This is a genomic window from Idiomarina aminovorans, assembly GCF_023155095.1.
GTDB classification, from domain to species: Bacteria; Pseudomonadota; Gammaproteobacteria; order Enterobacterales; family Alteromonadaceae; genus Idiomarina; species Idiomarina aminovorans.
Genome location: NZ_JAKNDA010000001.1, coordinates 743993 through 760718 on the forward strand (window position 1 = coordinate 743993; position 16726 = coordinate 760718).

The window sequence follows — 16726 nt, forward strand, 5'->3', positions numbered from 1 at the left end:
CGTTCGTAAAATAAACTAATAATTAGCAAAAATAACTATAATATAAGGCATTCCCCATGCGCCCTGAGCGAAAACCCGATAATCTCATTGGACAATCTAATAGTTTTTCCGATGTGCTGGAACAAGTTTCGCAAATTGCGCCGCTCAATAAGCCCGTTTTGATAATTGGGGAACGGGGTACCGGTAAAGAGCTTATCGCCGCGCGTTGTCATTACCTTTCTAAACGCTGGCAACAACAATATATAACTCTCAACTGCGCAGCTCTGAATGAGAACCTGCTGGACAGTGAGCTTTTTGGACACGAAGCCGGGGCCTTCACTGGTGCCGCTAAAAAACACGAAGGTCGCTTTGAACGCGCCGACGGCGGCTCATTGTTTCTGGATGAATTAGCAAATACCTCGCTGCGGGTTCAGGAAAAGCTGCTGCGCGTTATTGAATATGGAGAGTTTGAACGCGTTGGTGGCCGTCACCCGGTAAAAGTGGATACCCGACTCATTGCCGCCACTAACGAAGATCTTCCTTCTCTTGCTGCCAGCGGTCAATTTCGTTGGGATTTACTCGATCGCCTTGCCTTTGATGTTATTACCTTACCTCCGTTACGCGAGCGCCGCGAAGACATCATGTTACTGGCTGAACACTTTGCGATTGCCATGGCTCGGGAGATGGAACTGGAATTGTTTAGTGGCTTTTCTGAAAAAGCGCGTAAGACATTGCTGGACTACCATTGGCCTGGTAACGTACGCGAACTAAAAAATACCGTCGAGCGCAGTTTGTATAGATTGGGGAGTGGTCATGTTCCCATCCATGATATTGTGCTTGACCCGTTCAACAGTCCGTTCCGGCCAAAAACATCCGTTACCAATGTCGCTATGCCAGAACCGATTCAGAACGAACAGAACACTACTGATAGCAGCGAGTCTCTCGATAGACCTCAGCTCAACGCTGACCAGCCAATAGACTTCAAGCAAAAGTCTCAAGAGTATGAAGTCGATGTCTTGTCACAAGCATTGCGTTTGTGTCAGTTTAATCAGAAGAAAACGGCAAACTTTCTTGGGCTGACTTATCATCAGTTACGAGGTTACTTAAAAAAGTATCAGTTATTGGAAGGGGCTTCAGCGGCTAATGATTAAAGCATACGTCACTATAGCAGCAATTTCTGCATTGCTGGTATCTGGCTGTCAGTCGGAAGAGCCCGAGCCTGCCCCATTGGCTAACGGAATTATATACTGCTCGGAAGGAAACCCGGACACATTTAATCCCCAACTAGTGACTTCTGGCACCACCGTTGATGCCACGGCCGCCCAACTCTACGACCGCTTAATTGATTATGATGCCGAACAACAACAGTTTATTCCGGCTCTGGCGAAGCGCTGGGAAACGTTGGATAACGGAACCCGGTACCGGTTTCATTTGCGCGAGGGTATTCAGTTTCATAGCACCGGCTACTTTCAACCAACCCGGGCGTTGACCGCTGAAGATGTTCAGTTCAGTTTCAATCGCTGGTTAGACGAAACAAGTCTCTATCATCCGGTTAGTGGCGGGAGTTATCCCTTTTTCAGTGCAACCGGCCTGGATCAATTAATTCAGAAAGTTGTCAAAATTGACGAAATGACTGTCGACATTGTACTCAATAACGCAGACAGTTCTTTTTTGGCGAACCTGGCTACCGATTTTGCTATTATTTTATCGGCTGAATATGCACAGCAACTGCTGGTTAACGATCACCCTGAGCAAATCGACCTATTACCCATAGGAACCGGTCCGTATCGCTTTGAAAATTACCGCAAAGACGTGTTGATCCGCTATTCACGCCATCCTGAATACTGGCGTCAGGGCCCGGGCATAGAGCATCTTGTTTACTCTATTACCCCTAATGCTAACAAGCGTATGCTGAAGCTGGTTACCGGCGAATGTGATATTATTCCCTACCCTTTGGTCAGCGAATTAAACGCATTAAACAGAGAGCAACTCATTGTGACTAATGAAGTTAGCCCTAATGTTTCTTTTTGGGCGTTCAACACGCAAAAAGAGCCGTTTGATGATCCTATGGTGCGTCGGGCCTTAAGCCACGCCATTAATCGTGAAGCCATTATTCAGACCATTTATTACGGCAACGCCGAGCTTGCACAATCGATACTGCCACCAACTTCCTGGGCCTATGACAACAAGGGTATTCAGTATCAGTACGCTCCAGAGAAAGCAAAACGCTTACTAAAAGAAGCAGGCCATTCAGACTTAAACATTACTATATGGGCTATGCCGGTGCAGCGTGTTTACAATCCCAATGCCCGCAGAATGGCCGAATTAATGCAGTCAGACCTCGCGCAAATTGGTGTCTCTGCACGTATTGTTTCTTACGAATGGAATACCTTTCGCCGGCGCCTTTCCCGCGGTGAGCATGACACCGTACTAATAGGCTGGTATGCCGACAATGCCGATCCGGATAATTTCTTCCGACCGTTACTCAGCTGTGCAGCGGTTGCTACCGGTGGCAACCGTGCGAACTGGTGTCATCCGGGCTTTGATCAGTTGTTGTACAGCGCCATAGCAACAACTAAGCCTGAAGAGCGCAAAGCGTTATATCAATCAGCCCAACACTTATTAAATCAGCAGCAACCCTTGCTGCCAATAGCTCATTCTAAGCGCTTCCAGGCACAGCAAAGAAATATCAGCGGCGTAGAGCTGCCTCCTTATGGCGGCATTAATTTTCGTCTGGCAACAAAAAGTACCGCGGAGGACGAAACTCAATGACCCGTTATCTGGCAGGCCGTTTAAGCGTATTTATTATTGCCGTATTTTTGTTAACGGTTTTTAGCTTCAGCCTTAATTACTTTTTTCCCGGCGACCCGATAACCAATATGAGTGGTGTCAGGAGCTTTCAAAGTAGCTACCCTTTAATAATGGAAATGCGCGGGGGGAAGGAAAATATTGCCACTCAGTACATGCATTATTTGCATCATCTGTTTACCGGTAATTGGGGACAGTCACTTAGTAACGGTACTCCGGTATTTGATGACGGCATTCAACACTTTGTGGCATCAATGGAGTTAATCATTCTTGCCCTGTTAGTTGCTGTGACTCTGGGTTTGCCTTTAGGCGTTTTTGCTGCTTCACGTTTTAGACAAGGCTCAGATAAAGCGGTGGTAAGCCTTGCTATGGTCGGTTATTCAGTTCCTGTATTCTGGCTGGCTCAGCTAATGATATTACTGTTTGCCATAAAACTGGGCTGGTTCCCTATCACCGGTCAAATTAATCCTCTTTACGGCGTTGAGCCACAAACAGGCTCTATCTTCATTGATGTGTTTTTAAGTAACTCAGAATATAAGGCAGCGGCCCTTCAGGATGCCATTAACCATATTGTCTTACCGGTGATGATACTGGCAATTATGCCGATGATGCTGTTGCTCCGACTGATGCGAAATGCGACCCAGGAAATGCTGCAAAAACCGTTTATAAAAGCAGCACGCGCGCGGGGATTAAGTGAATGGCGGGTGCTGGTAAAGCACGCCATTCCAAATGCTTTGCAAGCTGTACTGCAGCAGACCACTTTGCTTTTCAGTTTGATGTTAACTAACAGCATTGTTGTTGAGTCAATTTTTAACTGGCCGGGCATGGGTAACTGGCTCATTCGTAGTATTTTCGAACGCGACTATCCCATCATTCAATCAGCGGTTTTGATGTTTGCTTTCGTTATTCTATTTTTTAACCTGCTGGTAGAATTATATCATGGTTGGCGGTTCCCAATAGTGAGGCACGAACAATATGCCACACGTTAATCTCTATCATCACGACGAAACACCCTCACCACTGCAACTGGTCTGGAAAAGCTTTCGGGCGAGGTTCCTCTCGATGGCCGCGTTGTACCTGCTACTGGCAATGATACTGCTTGTTTTGGTATCCCCTTTATTGGCACCCTTTAATACTTCAACTCAATTCTCTGATGCCATCGCCCTGCCACCCTCGTGGGTTGAAAGTGGCAATATGCAATATCTATTCGGCACGGATGATCTTGGCCGGGATATGCTGTCCAGACTGTTAATTGGCGGGCTCTACAGTTTGGGATTGCCGATATTAATGGTGGCTGTATCTTCATTAATTGGAATGAGCATTGGCGCACTGGCGGGTATTGACCGGACCATCAAATACCAGAGTCTGTCGCGCTTATTTGATACCTTACTGTCGATACCCTCATTCCTCATGGCATTGATTATTATTGCCATTTTAGGAACAGGTTTTAACAACGTTGCTTTTGCCATTACGCTGTCGCTGATCCCTCAGTTTATTTTTGTCACGCGTAATGCCGTTCACGAAGAGTGGCACAAAGATTACGTTACCGCTTCACGGTTGAATGGTTGCTCTAAAGCCTATTTACTCTACCGGGTGATATTGCCTAATGTTACTCCAACTCTGGTCATGCAGTTAACGGTATCACTTTCAGTTGCCATTATGGATATTGCCGCACTCAGTTTTCTTGGATTGGGTATTCAGGCTCCCACGCCAGAGTGGGGCAGTATGCTCGCCCGCAGTCTCGATGAAGTTTACTTATCACCTTGGTCAATGGTGTTACCGGGCGTTACCTTATTTGTTACGATAATGACGATAAACGTTGTCGGAGACAGCTTACGCCGCGCCTTAAAAGAAAGGGTCAACAGTTAATGCAGTTACTCGATATTCGCAACCTAACGGTTGAAATGCAGACACCACAAGGCATTGTGCGTGTACTTGATAAAGTAAACCTGCAACTGACTGAGGGCGAAATTCACAGTATTGTCGGAGAATCCGGCTCCGGTAAAAGTTTGCTCGCAAAAGCCATAGTCGGGTTTATTAACCCCAATTGGCAGGTCACAGCTGATCGTCTCTGGTGGAATGGCAAGGACCTGCTGGCAATGTCACCGCAACAACGTCGACAAATAACCGGCCGCGATATGGCGATGATATTTCAGGATCCCAACGCTTATTTAGACCCTAACAGCACTGTCGAGCAACAAATTGTTGAGGCTATTCCTCAGGGGGATGTTCGTGGCACTTTTATGCGCCGGAGGGTTGACCGAAAAACCCGGGTTAAAAGACTGCTCCACCGAGTCGGTATTCGTGACCATGAGCCTATAATGGACAGCTATCCATTTGAATTGTCGCAGGGGGTTGCGCAAAAAGTCAGTATCGCTATTGCTATTGCCCACCGGCCTAAACTGCTTATTGCGGATGAGCCAACCACCGCAATGGAACCATCAACACGATTACAAATTCATCGGTTACTCGCTCGTCTGGCAGTCAGTCAACAAATGTCGGTGGTACTCATTTCCCAGGATGTTGGTTCAATTCTGCCTGAAACCAAACGTTTAACCATGCTTTACTGTGGTCAGTTAATGGAAACCGGGCCCGCAAAAGATATTTTATCAGAGCCTGCGCATCCTTATACCGATTCAATGATCCGTATGTCGTTGCAAACACAACAAGAACTTCCGCATAAAGCCAGATTACCGACACTGCCCGGCGCTATTCCGACACTACGCCATATGCCCATTGGCTGCCGGTTGGGCCCCCGATGCCCTCACGCTCAAAAAACCTGTGTCAAAGCGCCCACAGCAACTCATGAAAGACAACGTGTTTACCACTGCCACTTTCCATTATTGGTTACCAGCTCATGAGTCATTTACTCGAAATTCATAATCTTGGTAAAACCTTTCGTCCCCGTAAGGGATGGCCATGGACACCTCAGTCAGTGGCTATAGAACCGTTGTCATTTACTTTAGAAGCCGGCGAAATACTTGCTGTAATGGGTGAAACTGGCTCAGGAAAATCAACACTGGCAAAGATAATAGGAGGCGTCGACACTGCAACCAGCGGAGAAATTTGGCTTAACGGCCAGAAACTTCACAGCAATAAGTACTCTCAATTATGCAACAACATTCGTATGATTTTTCAGGATAGTGAAAACTCGCTAAATGCCCACTTAACCATAGGCAAACAGCTGGAAGAGCCTTTGTTATTCAATACCAAACTCAATGTAGCGGAAAGACAGGAGCGCGTTAATGTGACACTGCAACGTGTGGGAATGCTACGCGAACACTGGGAGTTCTACCCTCACATGTTATCGAGTGGTCAAAAACAAAGAGTTTGTATTGCGCGGGCGATTATACTGGAGCCCCAAATTGTTGTTGCCGATGAGGCTCTGGTTGGATTAGACCCATCTGTCAGAGCTCAAATCATTAACCTAATGCTCGATCTTCAGGAAGATATGGGTATTTCTTACATTTTAGTGACGCATTCACCGCAAATCGTGAAACACATTGCCGATAAGATCTTAATTTTATATCGTGGTAAAATGATCGCGTTTGATAAAACAGACATAGTCCTAAAGGACACACAGCAATCTTATGTTCAACAGTTGCTGCATGAACACTTAAAACAGAACATTCAATACAGCAGCGACACAAGCGCTAAGATCGCTGACTAATAACTAAAAAACAGGAGTTTAATGTGGAAACAGGTACTCTGATATCACTAGCGCTCTACTTTATTGTTATGCTAGGTATTGGGCTTTATGCTTACAAAAAGTCCACCGATTCAGTTTCAGGCTATATGTTGGGCGGTCGGGGCTTAGGCCCTGCTGTTACAGCATTGTCCGCAGGTGCATCTGACATGAGTGGCTGGATGCTGATGGGTTTACCCGGTGCAATTTACGTGTCTGGCGTATCACAGCTGTGGATTGCAGTGGGTTTGGTCGTTGGCGCCTTCTTAAACTATATTGTCGTAGCGCCTCGCTTGAGAACTTATACTGAAGTGGCTAACGACTCAATTACCATTCCCGACTATTTTGCCAATCGTTTCACTGACGAAGGCCGGCGGCTGCGTATCTTTTCTTCCGTCGTTATTATTATCTTTTTCACCTTGTACACTTCAGCCAGTTTAGTTGCAGGGGGTAAACTGTTCGACAGTTCCTTCGGCCTGGATTACACCACTGGTCTCTGGATAACAGCCGGAGTGGTATGTGCTTATACGTTGTTCGGGGGCTTCCTGGCGGTCAGTATGACCGACTTCGTGCAGGGCTGTATTATGTTTGTGGCCTTGGTTCTGGTACCCATTGTGGCCTTTCTTGACCTTGGCGGATACAGCAGCGTAGTTAGTCAAGTTGGCAATATCAACCCCGACTTCCTCCAGTTCTTTAAAGATGGAGAAACGGGTGAAATGCTCGGATTCCTGGGTATCATTTCATTACTTGCCTGGGGACTCGGCTATTTTGGTCAACCACATATTATTGTGCGCTTTATGGCCATTCGCTCAGTGAGTGATGTCAAAGCGGCGCGCCGTATTGGTGTTTCATGGATGACCGTTTCTATTATCGGTGCCATGGCAACCGGTTTTGTTGGTATTGCTTATGTTGCAAAAACCCAAATGGGGCTACCCGACGCAGAAACTATTTTCATCATATTCTCGCAGTTCTTGTTCCACCCATTAATCGGTGGTTTCCTGCTAGCCGCTATTCTGGCCGCCATTATGAGTACCATCTCGTCACAATTGCTGGTTAGCTCAAGCTCTTTAACAGAGGACTTTTACAAAGCCTTCTTGCGAAAAAATGCGAGCCAAAAAGAACTGGTTTTTGTCGGACGCATGTCGGTTCTGGCGGTTTCTTTAGTCGCTATTTGGTTGGCATGGAACCCGGAGAACACCATTTTGAGTCTGGTCAGTAATGCCTGGGCAGGTTTCGGCGCGGCCTTCGGTCCTGTGGTTATTCTTAGCCTATTCTGGAAACGTATGAACCGCCATGGTGCATTAGCCGGTATGTTGGCTGGTGCTATTACGGTTCTGTTCTGGATTTATGGTCCAACCTTTGGTGGCGAGCACCTTTCTGCTTACGTGTATGAAATAGTGCCCGGCTTTATCCTCTCCACTTTGGCGGTTATTATCTTCAGTAAAATGACTGAAGAGCCAAACAAAGAGCTTCAGGATAAATTCGAAGAAATGGAAAGCGTCATTGATGAGTACTACCATGGCGACAAAAAAGGCTAAAATTTAGCTTTCGCTATGTAACTGATAAAAAGACCAGCCCATCGCGGCTGGTCTTTTTTGTTTCAGGAGTCCAGCCTATAGTAATAAAAAACAAAAAAGGCAAACACTATGGCTAAACTCAATATTATTGCATCCGCTGCTATCGCGTTTTCTTGTGCTGCGGCAACTCTACCCAGTAATGCCAGTGACCGCATTACTGGCCATCATTTTGCAACCCGTTCCGAAGTTATGGCTCCGACAGCCATGGCCGCCACTAGCCAGCCGTTAGCAACTCAGGTAGCACTGGATATTATGCAACAAGGCGGTAATGCCATCGATGCCGCCATTGCTGCTAACGCCGTACTAGGTCTGGTTGAGCCTACTGGCAACGGTATCGGTGGAGACTTATACGCTATTGTGTGGGATGCTGAATCGGAAAAATTGCACGGCCTTAATGCTTCCGGTCGTTCACCACAAAGCCTATCGCTCGATTACTTTAAAGAAAACGGATACGACTCAATACCAGCACGCGGGGTACTGCCCTTATCAGTTCCAGGTACAGTCGACGGTTGGTTTGAGCTTCAAAGTCGCTTTGGTCAGTTAAGCATGGACTCTATTCTGCAACCAGCCATAAACTATGCTGAATCAGGCTTTCCAGTCACCGAAGTCATTGCTTATTATATGGAGCGTAACGCCGAGGTGTTAAAAGATATCCCTGGTTTTGCCGACGTTTTTATGCGCGATGGTGAGGTTCCTGAAAAAGGTGAACGCTTTAAGAACCCCGAGCTTGCAAACACGTATAAAACACTGGTTAAAGAAGGCAGAGACAGCTTTTACGAAGGTGAAATTGCACACACCATCAGTGATTTTGTTGAAGAGCACGGCGGCTTTCTTTCCTACGACGACTTAGCTCAACACAGTTCAACCTGGGTTAATCCGGTGTCAACTAACTACCGTGGCTACGACTTATGGGAATTACCACCCAATACTCAGGGTATCGCCGCACTTCAAATTTTAAACATGCTTGAACAATTTGATATTAAAGCAATGGGCTATGATAGTCCTGAGTACATTCATCACTTTGTTGAAGCCAAAAAGCTCGCCTTTGAAGACAGAGCTCAATATTACTCCGATCCAGATTTTAATGACGTGCCTGTCGAAGGACTCATCGATAAAGACTACGGCAAAAAGCGAGCACAACTGATTAACTCCGAACGGGCCGGACGCTCCTATGAGCCAGGTAAGCCACCAACCGACGGGGATACCATTTATCTGACTACCGCCGATAAAGATGGCAATATGGTGTCACTGATTCAAAGTAATTATCGCGGTATGGGCTCTGGTGTAACACCAACAGGATTAGGTTTTGTTTTGCAAAACCGCGGCGAACTCTTTGCTCTTGATCCAAATCACCGAAACGTATTTGAGCCAGGTAAGCGCCCTTTTCATACCATTATCCCCGCATTTGTGACCAAAGGTGGTAAGCCGATTATGAGTTATGGCGTTATGGGTGGTGCCACTCAACCTCAAATGCATGCTCAAATTCTTATTAACCTCATTGATTTTGGTATGAACCTGCAAGAAGCCGGCGATGCACCCCGTATCTTACATACCGGTTCCAGTCAGCCAACAGGTTCTAAAATGAATGATGGTGGTGTTGTCCGTCTGGAAAATGGTTTCTCAAAAAACACCCGCCGTGAACTCATTAAAATGGGACATACACTACAAGAGGCAGTAGGCCCTTACGGTGGTTACCAGGCTATTTGGAAGGATCACGAACAGGACGTCTATATTGGTGCTTCTGAAAGCCGCAAGGACGGATACGCTGCAGGCTACTAGTAGCAAAAGCAATGGCCGTTTCACTTCATTTAGGTGAAACGGCTTTTTTCTTTGAAACTTACTTAGCCTCGGCGCTCACGATAGAGTTCAATTTCTTGCATGATCAAATCCCGCATCCTTGTCGTTGTATCATAGCCAATATCAATAGCCTCCTGCCCGCGGTAAAACTCCATTATGCCTATGTGACCGAGCTTGGGCTGCACTAATATATCGGGCGGATCGCCTGCCATCCGCGCTTTGGTAATACGTTCCTGCATAATATCAATGGAGCTTGCCATAACACTGAACATACCGGGCGCTTTGTCCCCATTGCTTCTGAAGCGGCTTTTAAAGCTGTCTAAATATTCTTTACTGCCTGACCACATATTGTCGAAAAAGCCATTTTCATTGTCCTGAATTTCCATCTCCGCTTTTTCTTTTTCAAGCTGCTCGTTTTCTGTCTGTGGTGGAATACTGCGGCCACGCCGCTGTAAGGATTTAGAATTCAACTGTGAATTCAGATGCACTGCAATCACAAAATCAGCACCTAACGCTCTGCATAAAGAGACCGGCACAGGGTTAACTAAACCGCCATCGATTAACCACCGACCATCAAAAAACTTAGGAGATAAAACTCCCGGCATAGCACAAGACGCTCTTGATACATCATAAAGGTCCCCTTCACGTAGCCAAATTTCACGACCGCTGTACAAATCGGTAGCTATTGCACCATAAGTAACCGACAAATCCTCAATATTACGTTTACCAAACTCTTCCCTTGCGCGATTAAATACCTTTTCACCACCGATGATTCCACCGTGGCTAAACCCAAAATCCAGTAAATTAAAAACTTCCCAGCGGTTCATTCCCTGTACCCACTGCTCTATTTCAGCCAGTCGTCCTGACGAATAACCCGCTCCGACTAACGAACCAATTGAGGTTCCGGCCACCACGTTAATACGGACGCCCATCTCTTCCAGCGCTTTTATGACACCAATATGTGACCACCCCCGGGCGGCTCCGGAGCCCAGAGCTAAAGCGACTTTCACTTCCGACATCTACTTTTTCCTACTTTTCTTAATAATGTATCTATCGTACTATGATTACTCATTCGTCAACAACATCACTGAGCAGTTAGATGATTTGGACAGAACGCCAGTCAGGTATATCAGAACAACGCCCCCACGACACCCGAACCGCTTTTCAGCGTGACAAAGCTCGTATTCTTCACAGTGCGGCATTCAGACGATTACAGGCTAAAACTCAAGTAATGTATGTTGGAATGCATGACTTCCCGCGCACACGGCTGACTCATTCACTGGAAGCCAGTCAAATAGGTGCCAGCATGGTTGTTCATCTAAGCAATCAACACCCTGATTTAGCGAATCAACTTGAATTATCTGAACCCTTGCTCGAATCTCTGTGTCTGGCTCACGACATAGGCCATCCGCCCTTTGGGCACGGTGGTGAAATTGCTCTGAATTATATGATGCGCAATAACGGTGGTTTTGAAGGTAACGGTCAGACATTTCGTATTGTCACGCAACTAGAGGCTTACACGCCCAGGCACGGCATGGATCTAACCCGCCGTACCCTGCTCGGTTTGTTAAAGTACCCTGTATTGGCCAGCAACATTAGGCAAAGTAAACTCCCGGCTGACGTTACCAATTTCCGCCATTTACAAACTCGGGAGTGGCTTCCGCCCAAGGCCCTGTACGATGATGACTCAGCTCAATTAAACTGGGTTTTTGAAACGCTCAGTGGCAATGACAAGAAAGTTTTTCAGACGTTACTGCAGCAACCGTCAGCAAGCACTCATGGCAGAAGTGCCTTAAAAAGCGTTGATGCGTCTATTATGGAAGCTGCAGATGATATAGCGTACGGCGTGCATGATCTCGAAGACGCTATTGTCGTTGACTTAATTCATCGACATCAGTGGGAAGAGGACATGCTCTCTGATTTAAAGCAATTAGAGACACAATTAACCAATTTCAGTGCAACCCGGTTAACAGATGACTTATTCTCCGGCAGCCACCACCTTCGCAAGCAAGCCATTGGCGGGTTAGTCAATAGACTGCTTACTTCAGCCAGACTTGAAGCAACCGATTACGACTTTGACAGTCCTCTGCTGCGGTATCAAGTTCAATTAGGGGCAGCGGAAAAAATTCTGCTGAACGCATTAAAGCAATTTATCTTCAAATGGGTCATTCGAAAACCCGAAATGCAAGCTCAGGAATTTAAAGGTCAGCAGATTGTTATGGAACTCTTTGAAGTTCTGGCTGTAGAGCCTGAACGCTTACTGCCTGAAAATACCCGAGTGCGTTACATTCAACAGCGACAAAAAGACGGTAATGCCTTTCGGGTTATTTCAGATTACCTTTCCGGTATGACCGATGGTTACGCCGCCAAACTTTACCAGGAGTTATTTTCAGTTAACTCTCCCAAAAGCGCTTTTCAGTAACATCTAATAGCAAAAAGCCGGAGTAAAAACCCCGGCTTCTGTAACTTCAATAGAACAAATTAGCTTATGACAAACTAATGTCATCTTTCTCGCTATTTTTCTTGTCACTTTTCCTATCGTTCTTTGCTTCGGTTTTCGCATCTTCTCTCGCTGTAGCACGATCAGCTTCACGATCTTCTTTTGTTCTTTTTTCGGGCTTGGACAACAGAAGCTCACGAATGCGACCTTCTAACTCGTCGGCAATTTTAGGGTTTTCTTGTAAAAACTTCATTGAGTTCGCTTTACCCTGACCGATTTTATCGCCGTTATAGCTGTACCAGGCACCCGCTTTATCAACCATTTTGTGCTTAACACCTAAGTCGATAAGTTCACCTTCTTTAGAAATACCTTTGCCGTATAAAATTTGGAAATGTGCTTCTTTAAAAGGTGGTGCAACTTTATTTTTAACCACTTTAACCCGGGTTTCGTTACCGACAACTTCATCGCCCTCTTTCAACGCACCGGTACGGCGAATATCCAGACGAACAGAAGAATAAAACTTCAGTGCATTACCACCGGTTGTGGTTTCAGGATTACCAAACATAACACCAATTTTCATCCGAATTTGGTTGATGAAAATACACATGGTGTTTGACTTTTTAATGTTTGAAGTCAATTTACGCAACGCTTGAGACATTAAGCGGGCCTGTAAGCCAACATGGCTGTCACCCATTTCACCTTCAATTTCTGCTTTTGGTGTTAACGCTGCAACCGAGTCAACAATCACAATATCGACAGCACCGGAACGGACCAACATATCGCAAATTTCTAATGCCTGCTCACCGGTATCTGGTTGCGATATTAATAGATCATCGACATTAACACCTAACGCTTCGGCATAAATAGGGTCTAATGCGTGCTCGGCATCAACGAAAGCACAGGTTTTACCCATTTTTTGAGCTTCTGCAATCACTTCCAGAGTCATCGTTGTTTTACCACTGGATTCCGGGCCATAAATTTCTACCACCCGGCCAAAAGGTAAACCGCCAATACCCAGAGCAATATCCAACCCCAGCGAACCGGTTGAAACAGAATCAACATCCATAGTCTGGTTGTCGCCCAGACGCATGATAGAACCTTTACCAAATTGACGTTCGATTTGTCCGAGCGCTGCATCTAAAGCCTTTTGACGATCATTGCTCATTATAAGCTCCGTTATTAATTACTGATTTTATAAACAGTATACTGTACACATTTACAGTATCAAGCGTTGTCCCGTTTTTTTCCCGAGAACATAAGTAAGCTACTGTAATTCAATTATATTTATAAATTTCTTTAAAACTGCATTCAGGGTTTGCAAACGAATTTCGCGACGGTCGCCTTTCAAATTATCAGACCATGCATGACATTTCTCGCTGTTCGCTATAGCCATCCAGACTAAACCGACGGGTTTATCTGCAGTGCCTCCGCCGGGGCCAGCCACCCCGCTTACCGCAATCCCCCAGTCGGCATTGCATGCGACGAGAGCTCCACGCGCCATTTGTTCAACGCAAGCCTTTGAAACCGCTCCCTGCTCATTAAGTACTTTGCCGTCAACCGATAACAATTTTTGCTTGAGCGCATTAGTATAGGTGATTATTCCACCATTAAACCAAGCAGAACTTCCCGCAACTTCGGTAATAGCGTATCCTATTCCTCCTCCGGTACAAGATTCTGCGGTGCAAACTGTCTGCTGCTTCTGCTGTAGACAAACACCTAATTGTTCCGCGAGTTCAAAGGTTTGCGGCGTAATCGCCGTGGTTGCTAACATAACACTGGCTCCAGATAAGAATAATCGACTATGTCTGAATTGTCCGATAAACAGATCCAATCACATACCCCAATGATGCAGCAATACCTACGCATAAAAGCAGAACATGCTGACATGCTTTTATTCTATCGTATGGGGGACTTTTACGAACTGTTTTTCGAGGATGCTAAACGTTCAGCTCAGTTGCTTGATATTTCCCTGACGGCCCGGGGTCAAAGTAATGGCGAACCTATCCCTATGGCCGGGGTACCGTACCATGCCGTCGAAAATTACCTTGCACGTCTGGTCAACATGGGTGAATCCGTTGCCATTTGTGAGCAAATAGGTGATCCCGCAACCAGCAAAGGGCCGGTTGAAAGAAAGGTCATTCGTATTGTCACACCGGGAACCGTGACCGACGAATCTCTGTTAACCGAAAGACAACAAAATCTTTTGGTCGCTATTTGTCCTTTAGACCCTAAACAGCCAGAAGGCGAGTACGCTATTTCCAGTCTTGAGCTTAGCAGCGGCCGTTTCTGGTTAACGAAAGCTCAGTCAAGCGAGCAGCTGGCCGCAGAAATGCAGCGTCTTGAGCCCGCAGAGCTGCTTTATCCCGAATCGATTTCTCTGGCAGGACTGCCACTGGCAAACGCTAAATGTAAGCGCCGCCCGGCCTGGGAGTTTGAGCAGCAAACCGCTTTTATGCTGCTGACCCGACAGTTTGGAACCCAGCATTTAGAAGGTTTTGGTCTCAAAAATAATGAACCAACGCTGGCCGCTGCGGGGGCTATTTTACATTATGTAAAAGAAACACAACGCGCCGCTCTACCTCATATTCAGGCGCTGGTTACAGAGCATCCACAAGACGCTATTATTCTGGATGCGGCAACGCGCAGAAATCTCGAACTGCAACAGAGCATGGGCGAAGGCAACACCCATCTCTCTGCCGTACTGGATAAAACCGTCTCGGCTATGGGTAGCCGCCAGTTTCAACGTTGGCTGCAACGCCCTATTCGTCATCATAACGAATTGAATAAGCGTTATGATGCCATAGACGCTCTAATGGAAAATAATAATTTTGAGAACATACAATCAGCTTTAAAAAAGTTAGCTGATATTGAACGTATTATTGCCCGCATTGGATTAAGAAGTGCCCGACCGAAAGACTTTGCCCGTTTGCGGGACAGTTTGGCTCAGATACCCGATATTCGTAATTTTCTATCGCATCGCTCGCTTAATTACCTGCAGCAGAGCATTCAGCCTTTTCCGGAAACTGTGACCTTACTGACAAGCGCTATTATTGAACAACCGCCCCTTTTGATCCGCGATGGCGGTGTTATTGCGACAGGCTATGACCAGGAGCTTGATGAGCTACGTGAACTTGCAACCGGTGCCACCGACTATCTGAAACAACTGGAGCAGCGCGAGCGCGAAAGAAGCGGAATAGCCACGCTAAAAGTTGGCTACAACAGAGTTCACGGTTACTTTATTGAAGTCAGTCGACAGTCTTCAGAGTCTGTGCCTAGTGACTATCAGCGCCGGCAGACACTTAAAAATACTGAACGTTATATTATTCCTGAGCTGAAAGAACATGAAGACACAGTTCTGAATGCACAGGCACGGTCACTAGCCAGAGAGAAATGGCTTTACGAGCAGCTTTTTGAGCACTTATTACCGCAGGTCAATAAACTGCAACAAAGTGCCTCTGGTCTGGCTCAGCTAGACACTTTATGTTGTTTTGCAAGGCTGGCTGTTAATAGCCATTACTGCCGCCCACAACTGCAAGAAAACAGCAGTCTCATTGAACTGAGCGCAGCGCGCCACCCGGTCATCGAGCAATTGAGCGACGAACCCTTTATTGCTAACCCTATGTCGCTCACACCGCAACAACGTATGCTCATGATCACCGGCCCCAACATGGGCGGTAAGTCAACCTACATGAGACAGGCCGCTCTTATTGTGATTCTGGCTCATATGGGCTGTTTTGTGCCGGCTGATAAAGCCGTTATTGGTGATATCGATCGCATTTTCACCCGTATTGGCGCTTCAGACGATTTAACCTCAGGCCGTTCTACCTTTATGGTAGAAATGACAGAAACCGCTAATATTTTGCACAATGCCACAGCAAAAAGCCTGGTTTTGATGGATGAAATTGGCCGCGGAACTTCAACTTATGATGGCCTGTCGTTGGCCTGGTCCTGCGCTGATTATCTGTCCCGTCAGCTCCAATGTTTAACCTTGTTTGCGACTCACTACTTTGAATTAACCGAACTTGCGGAAGAATTACCGGCGACCGTCAACGTGCACGTTGATGCTAAAGAACATGGCGATACCATTGCGTTTCTTCACCGAGTCAGTTCGGGTGCGGCAAGTCAAAGCTTTGGCTTGCAAGTTGCCAAATTAGCCGGCGTTCCTGAGCATGTCATTAACAACGCTAAACACAAGTTATCAGAGCTTGAAGAAACACACCATGGCGCTTTAAATGAGCCGAAACAAAAAACCATGGAACTTATCACTCCGCCAAAAGACGTTCCTGCACACCAGCCAGAAAAAGAGCACCCAATGTTTAACGAATTGGAGCAACTTGACTTAAATGAGCTCACGCCGCGACAAGCGCTGGATATTCTTTACCAATGGCAGCATAAACAAAAAGGCTCAACCTATGGTTGAGCCTTTTATTAAAAAATAAC

Annotated in this window: 13 protein-coding genes; 10 read left to right on the plus strand and 3 right to left on the minus strand. The window is 46.3% G+C overall.

Translation table 11 applies throughout. The features are described 5' to 3' along the window. Positions 1-56 precede the first annotated feature (56 nt). The 8 genes from pspF (at position 57) to ggt (ending at position 9828) form a co-directional block, all read left to right on the plus strand. Positions 57-1130: a phage shock protein operon transcriptional activator gene (gene pspF / locus L8G48_RS03735; protein ID WP_248263259.1), complete on the plus strand. Its 1074-nt coding sequence runs from the start codon at positions 57-59 to the stop codon at positions 1128-1130. Continuing rightward, entirely contained in the window at positions 1123-2751 is a 1629-nt protein-coding gene (locus L8G48_RS03740; RefSeq protein WP_248263260.1) for an ABC transporter substrate-binding protein, read from the plus strand. Before pspF ends, L8G48_RS03740 begins: the two co-directional genes overlap by 8 nt. Beyond that, positions 2748-3776 carry an ABC transporter permease gene (locus L8G48_RS03745; RefSeq protein ID WP_248263261.1) on the plus strand — a complete coding sequence of 343 codons (1029 nt, stop codon included), beginning with the start codon at positions 2748-2750 and terminating at the stop codon, positions 3774-3776. The genes L8G48_RS03740 and L8G48_RS03745 overlap by 4 nt, the downstream gene beginning before the upstream one ends. Beyond that, positions 3763-4656 carry an ABC transporter permease subunit gene (locus L8G48_RS03750; protein WP_248263262.1) on the plus strand — a complete coding sequence of 298 codons (894 nt, stop codon included), beginning with the start codon at positions 3763-3765 and terminating at the stop codon, positions 4654-4656. Before L8G48_RS03745 ends, L8G48_RS03750 begins: the two co-directional genes overlap by 14 nt. Beyond that, positions 4656-5648 carry an oligopeptide/dipeptide ABC transporter ATP-binding protein gene (locus tag L8G48_RS03755; RefSeq protein WP_248263263.1) on the plus strand — a complete coding sequence of 331 codons (993 nt, stop codon included), beginning with the start codon at positions 4656-4658 and terminating at the stop codon, positions 5646-5648. The genes L8G48_RS03750 and L8G48_RS03755 overlap by 1 nt, the downstream gene beginning before the upstream one ends. After that, complete coding sequence (locus L8G48_RS03760; RefSeq protein WP_248263264.1) at positions 5645-6457, plus strand: peptide ABC transporter ATP-binding protein; 813 nt, start codon at positions 5645-5647, stop codon at positions 6455-6457. The genes L8G48_RS03755 and L8G48_RS03760 overlap by 4 nt, the downstream gene beginning before the upstream one ends. Before the next feature lie 23 nt (positions 6458-6480). Further along, positions 6481-8010 carry a sodium/proline symporter PutP gene (putP, locus tag L8G48_RS03765; protein WP_348983638.1) on the plus strand — a complete coding sequence of 510 codons (1530 nt, stop codon included), beginning with the start codon at positions 6481-6483 and terminating at the stop codon, positions 8008-8010. 108 nt (positions 8011-8118) lie between these two features. Then, positions 8119-9828 carry a gamma-glutamyltransferase gene (ggt, locus tag L8G48_RS03770; RefSeq protein WP_248263265.1) on the plus strand — a complete coding sequence of 570 codons (1710 nt, stop codon included), beginning with the start codon at positions 8119-8121 and terminating at the stop codon, positions 9826-9828. Positions 9829-9890: 62 nt separating this feature from the next. On the opposite strand, the gene rssA is transcribed toward ggt, so the two are convergent. Further along, a complete protein-coding gene (rssA, locus tag L8G48_RS03775) occupies positions 9891-10865 on the minus strand; it encodes a patatin-like phospholipase RssA (protein ID WP_248263266.1) in 975 nt (324 codons plus the stop codon). A gap of 80 nt (positions 10866-10945) precedes the next feature. On the opposite strand from rssA, the gene L8G48_RS03780 reads away from it, so the two are divergent. Beyond that, complete coding sequence (locus tag L8G48_RS03780) at positions 10946-12268, plus strand: anti-phage deoxyguanosine triphosphatase (protein ID WP_248263267.1); 1323 nt, start codon at positions 10946-10948, stop codon at positions 12266-12268. 64 nt (positions 12269-12332) lie between these two features. Here L8G48_RS03780 and recA read toward each other — a convergent pair whose 3' ends face one another. Both recA and L8G48_RS03790 read right to left on the minus strand, forming a co-directional pair. Further along, positions 12333-13451 (minus strand): recombinase RecA, encoded by a 1119-nt coding sequence (gene recA, locus L8G48_RS03785; RefSeq protein WP_248263268.1) that lies wholly within the window; start codon positions 13449-13451, stop codon positions 12333-12335. A gap of 99 nt (positions 13452-13550) precedes the next feature. Next, positions 13551-14057, minus strand: coding sequence for a CinA family protein (locus tag L8G48_RS03790; protein ID WP_248263269.1), 507 nt, complete (start codon positions 14055-14057; stop codon positions 13551-13553). Positions 14058-14087: 30 nt separating this feature from the next. Here L8G48_RS03790 and mutS point away from each other — a divergent pair, with 30 nt between their 5' ends. Then, positions 14088-16706, plus strand: coding sequence for a DNA mismatch repair protein MutS (gene mutS / locus L8G48_RS03795; protein WP_248263270.1), 2619 nt, complete (start codon positions 14088-14090; stop codon positions 16704-16706). The last annotated feature ends 20 nt before the right edge of the window (positions 16707-16726 follow it).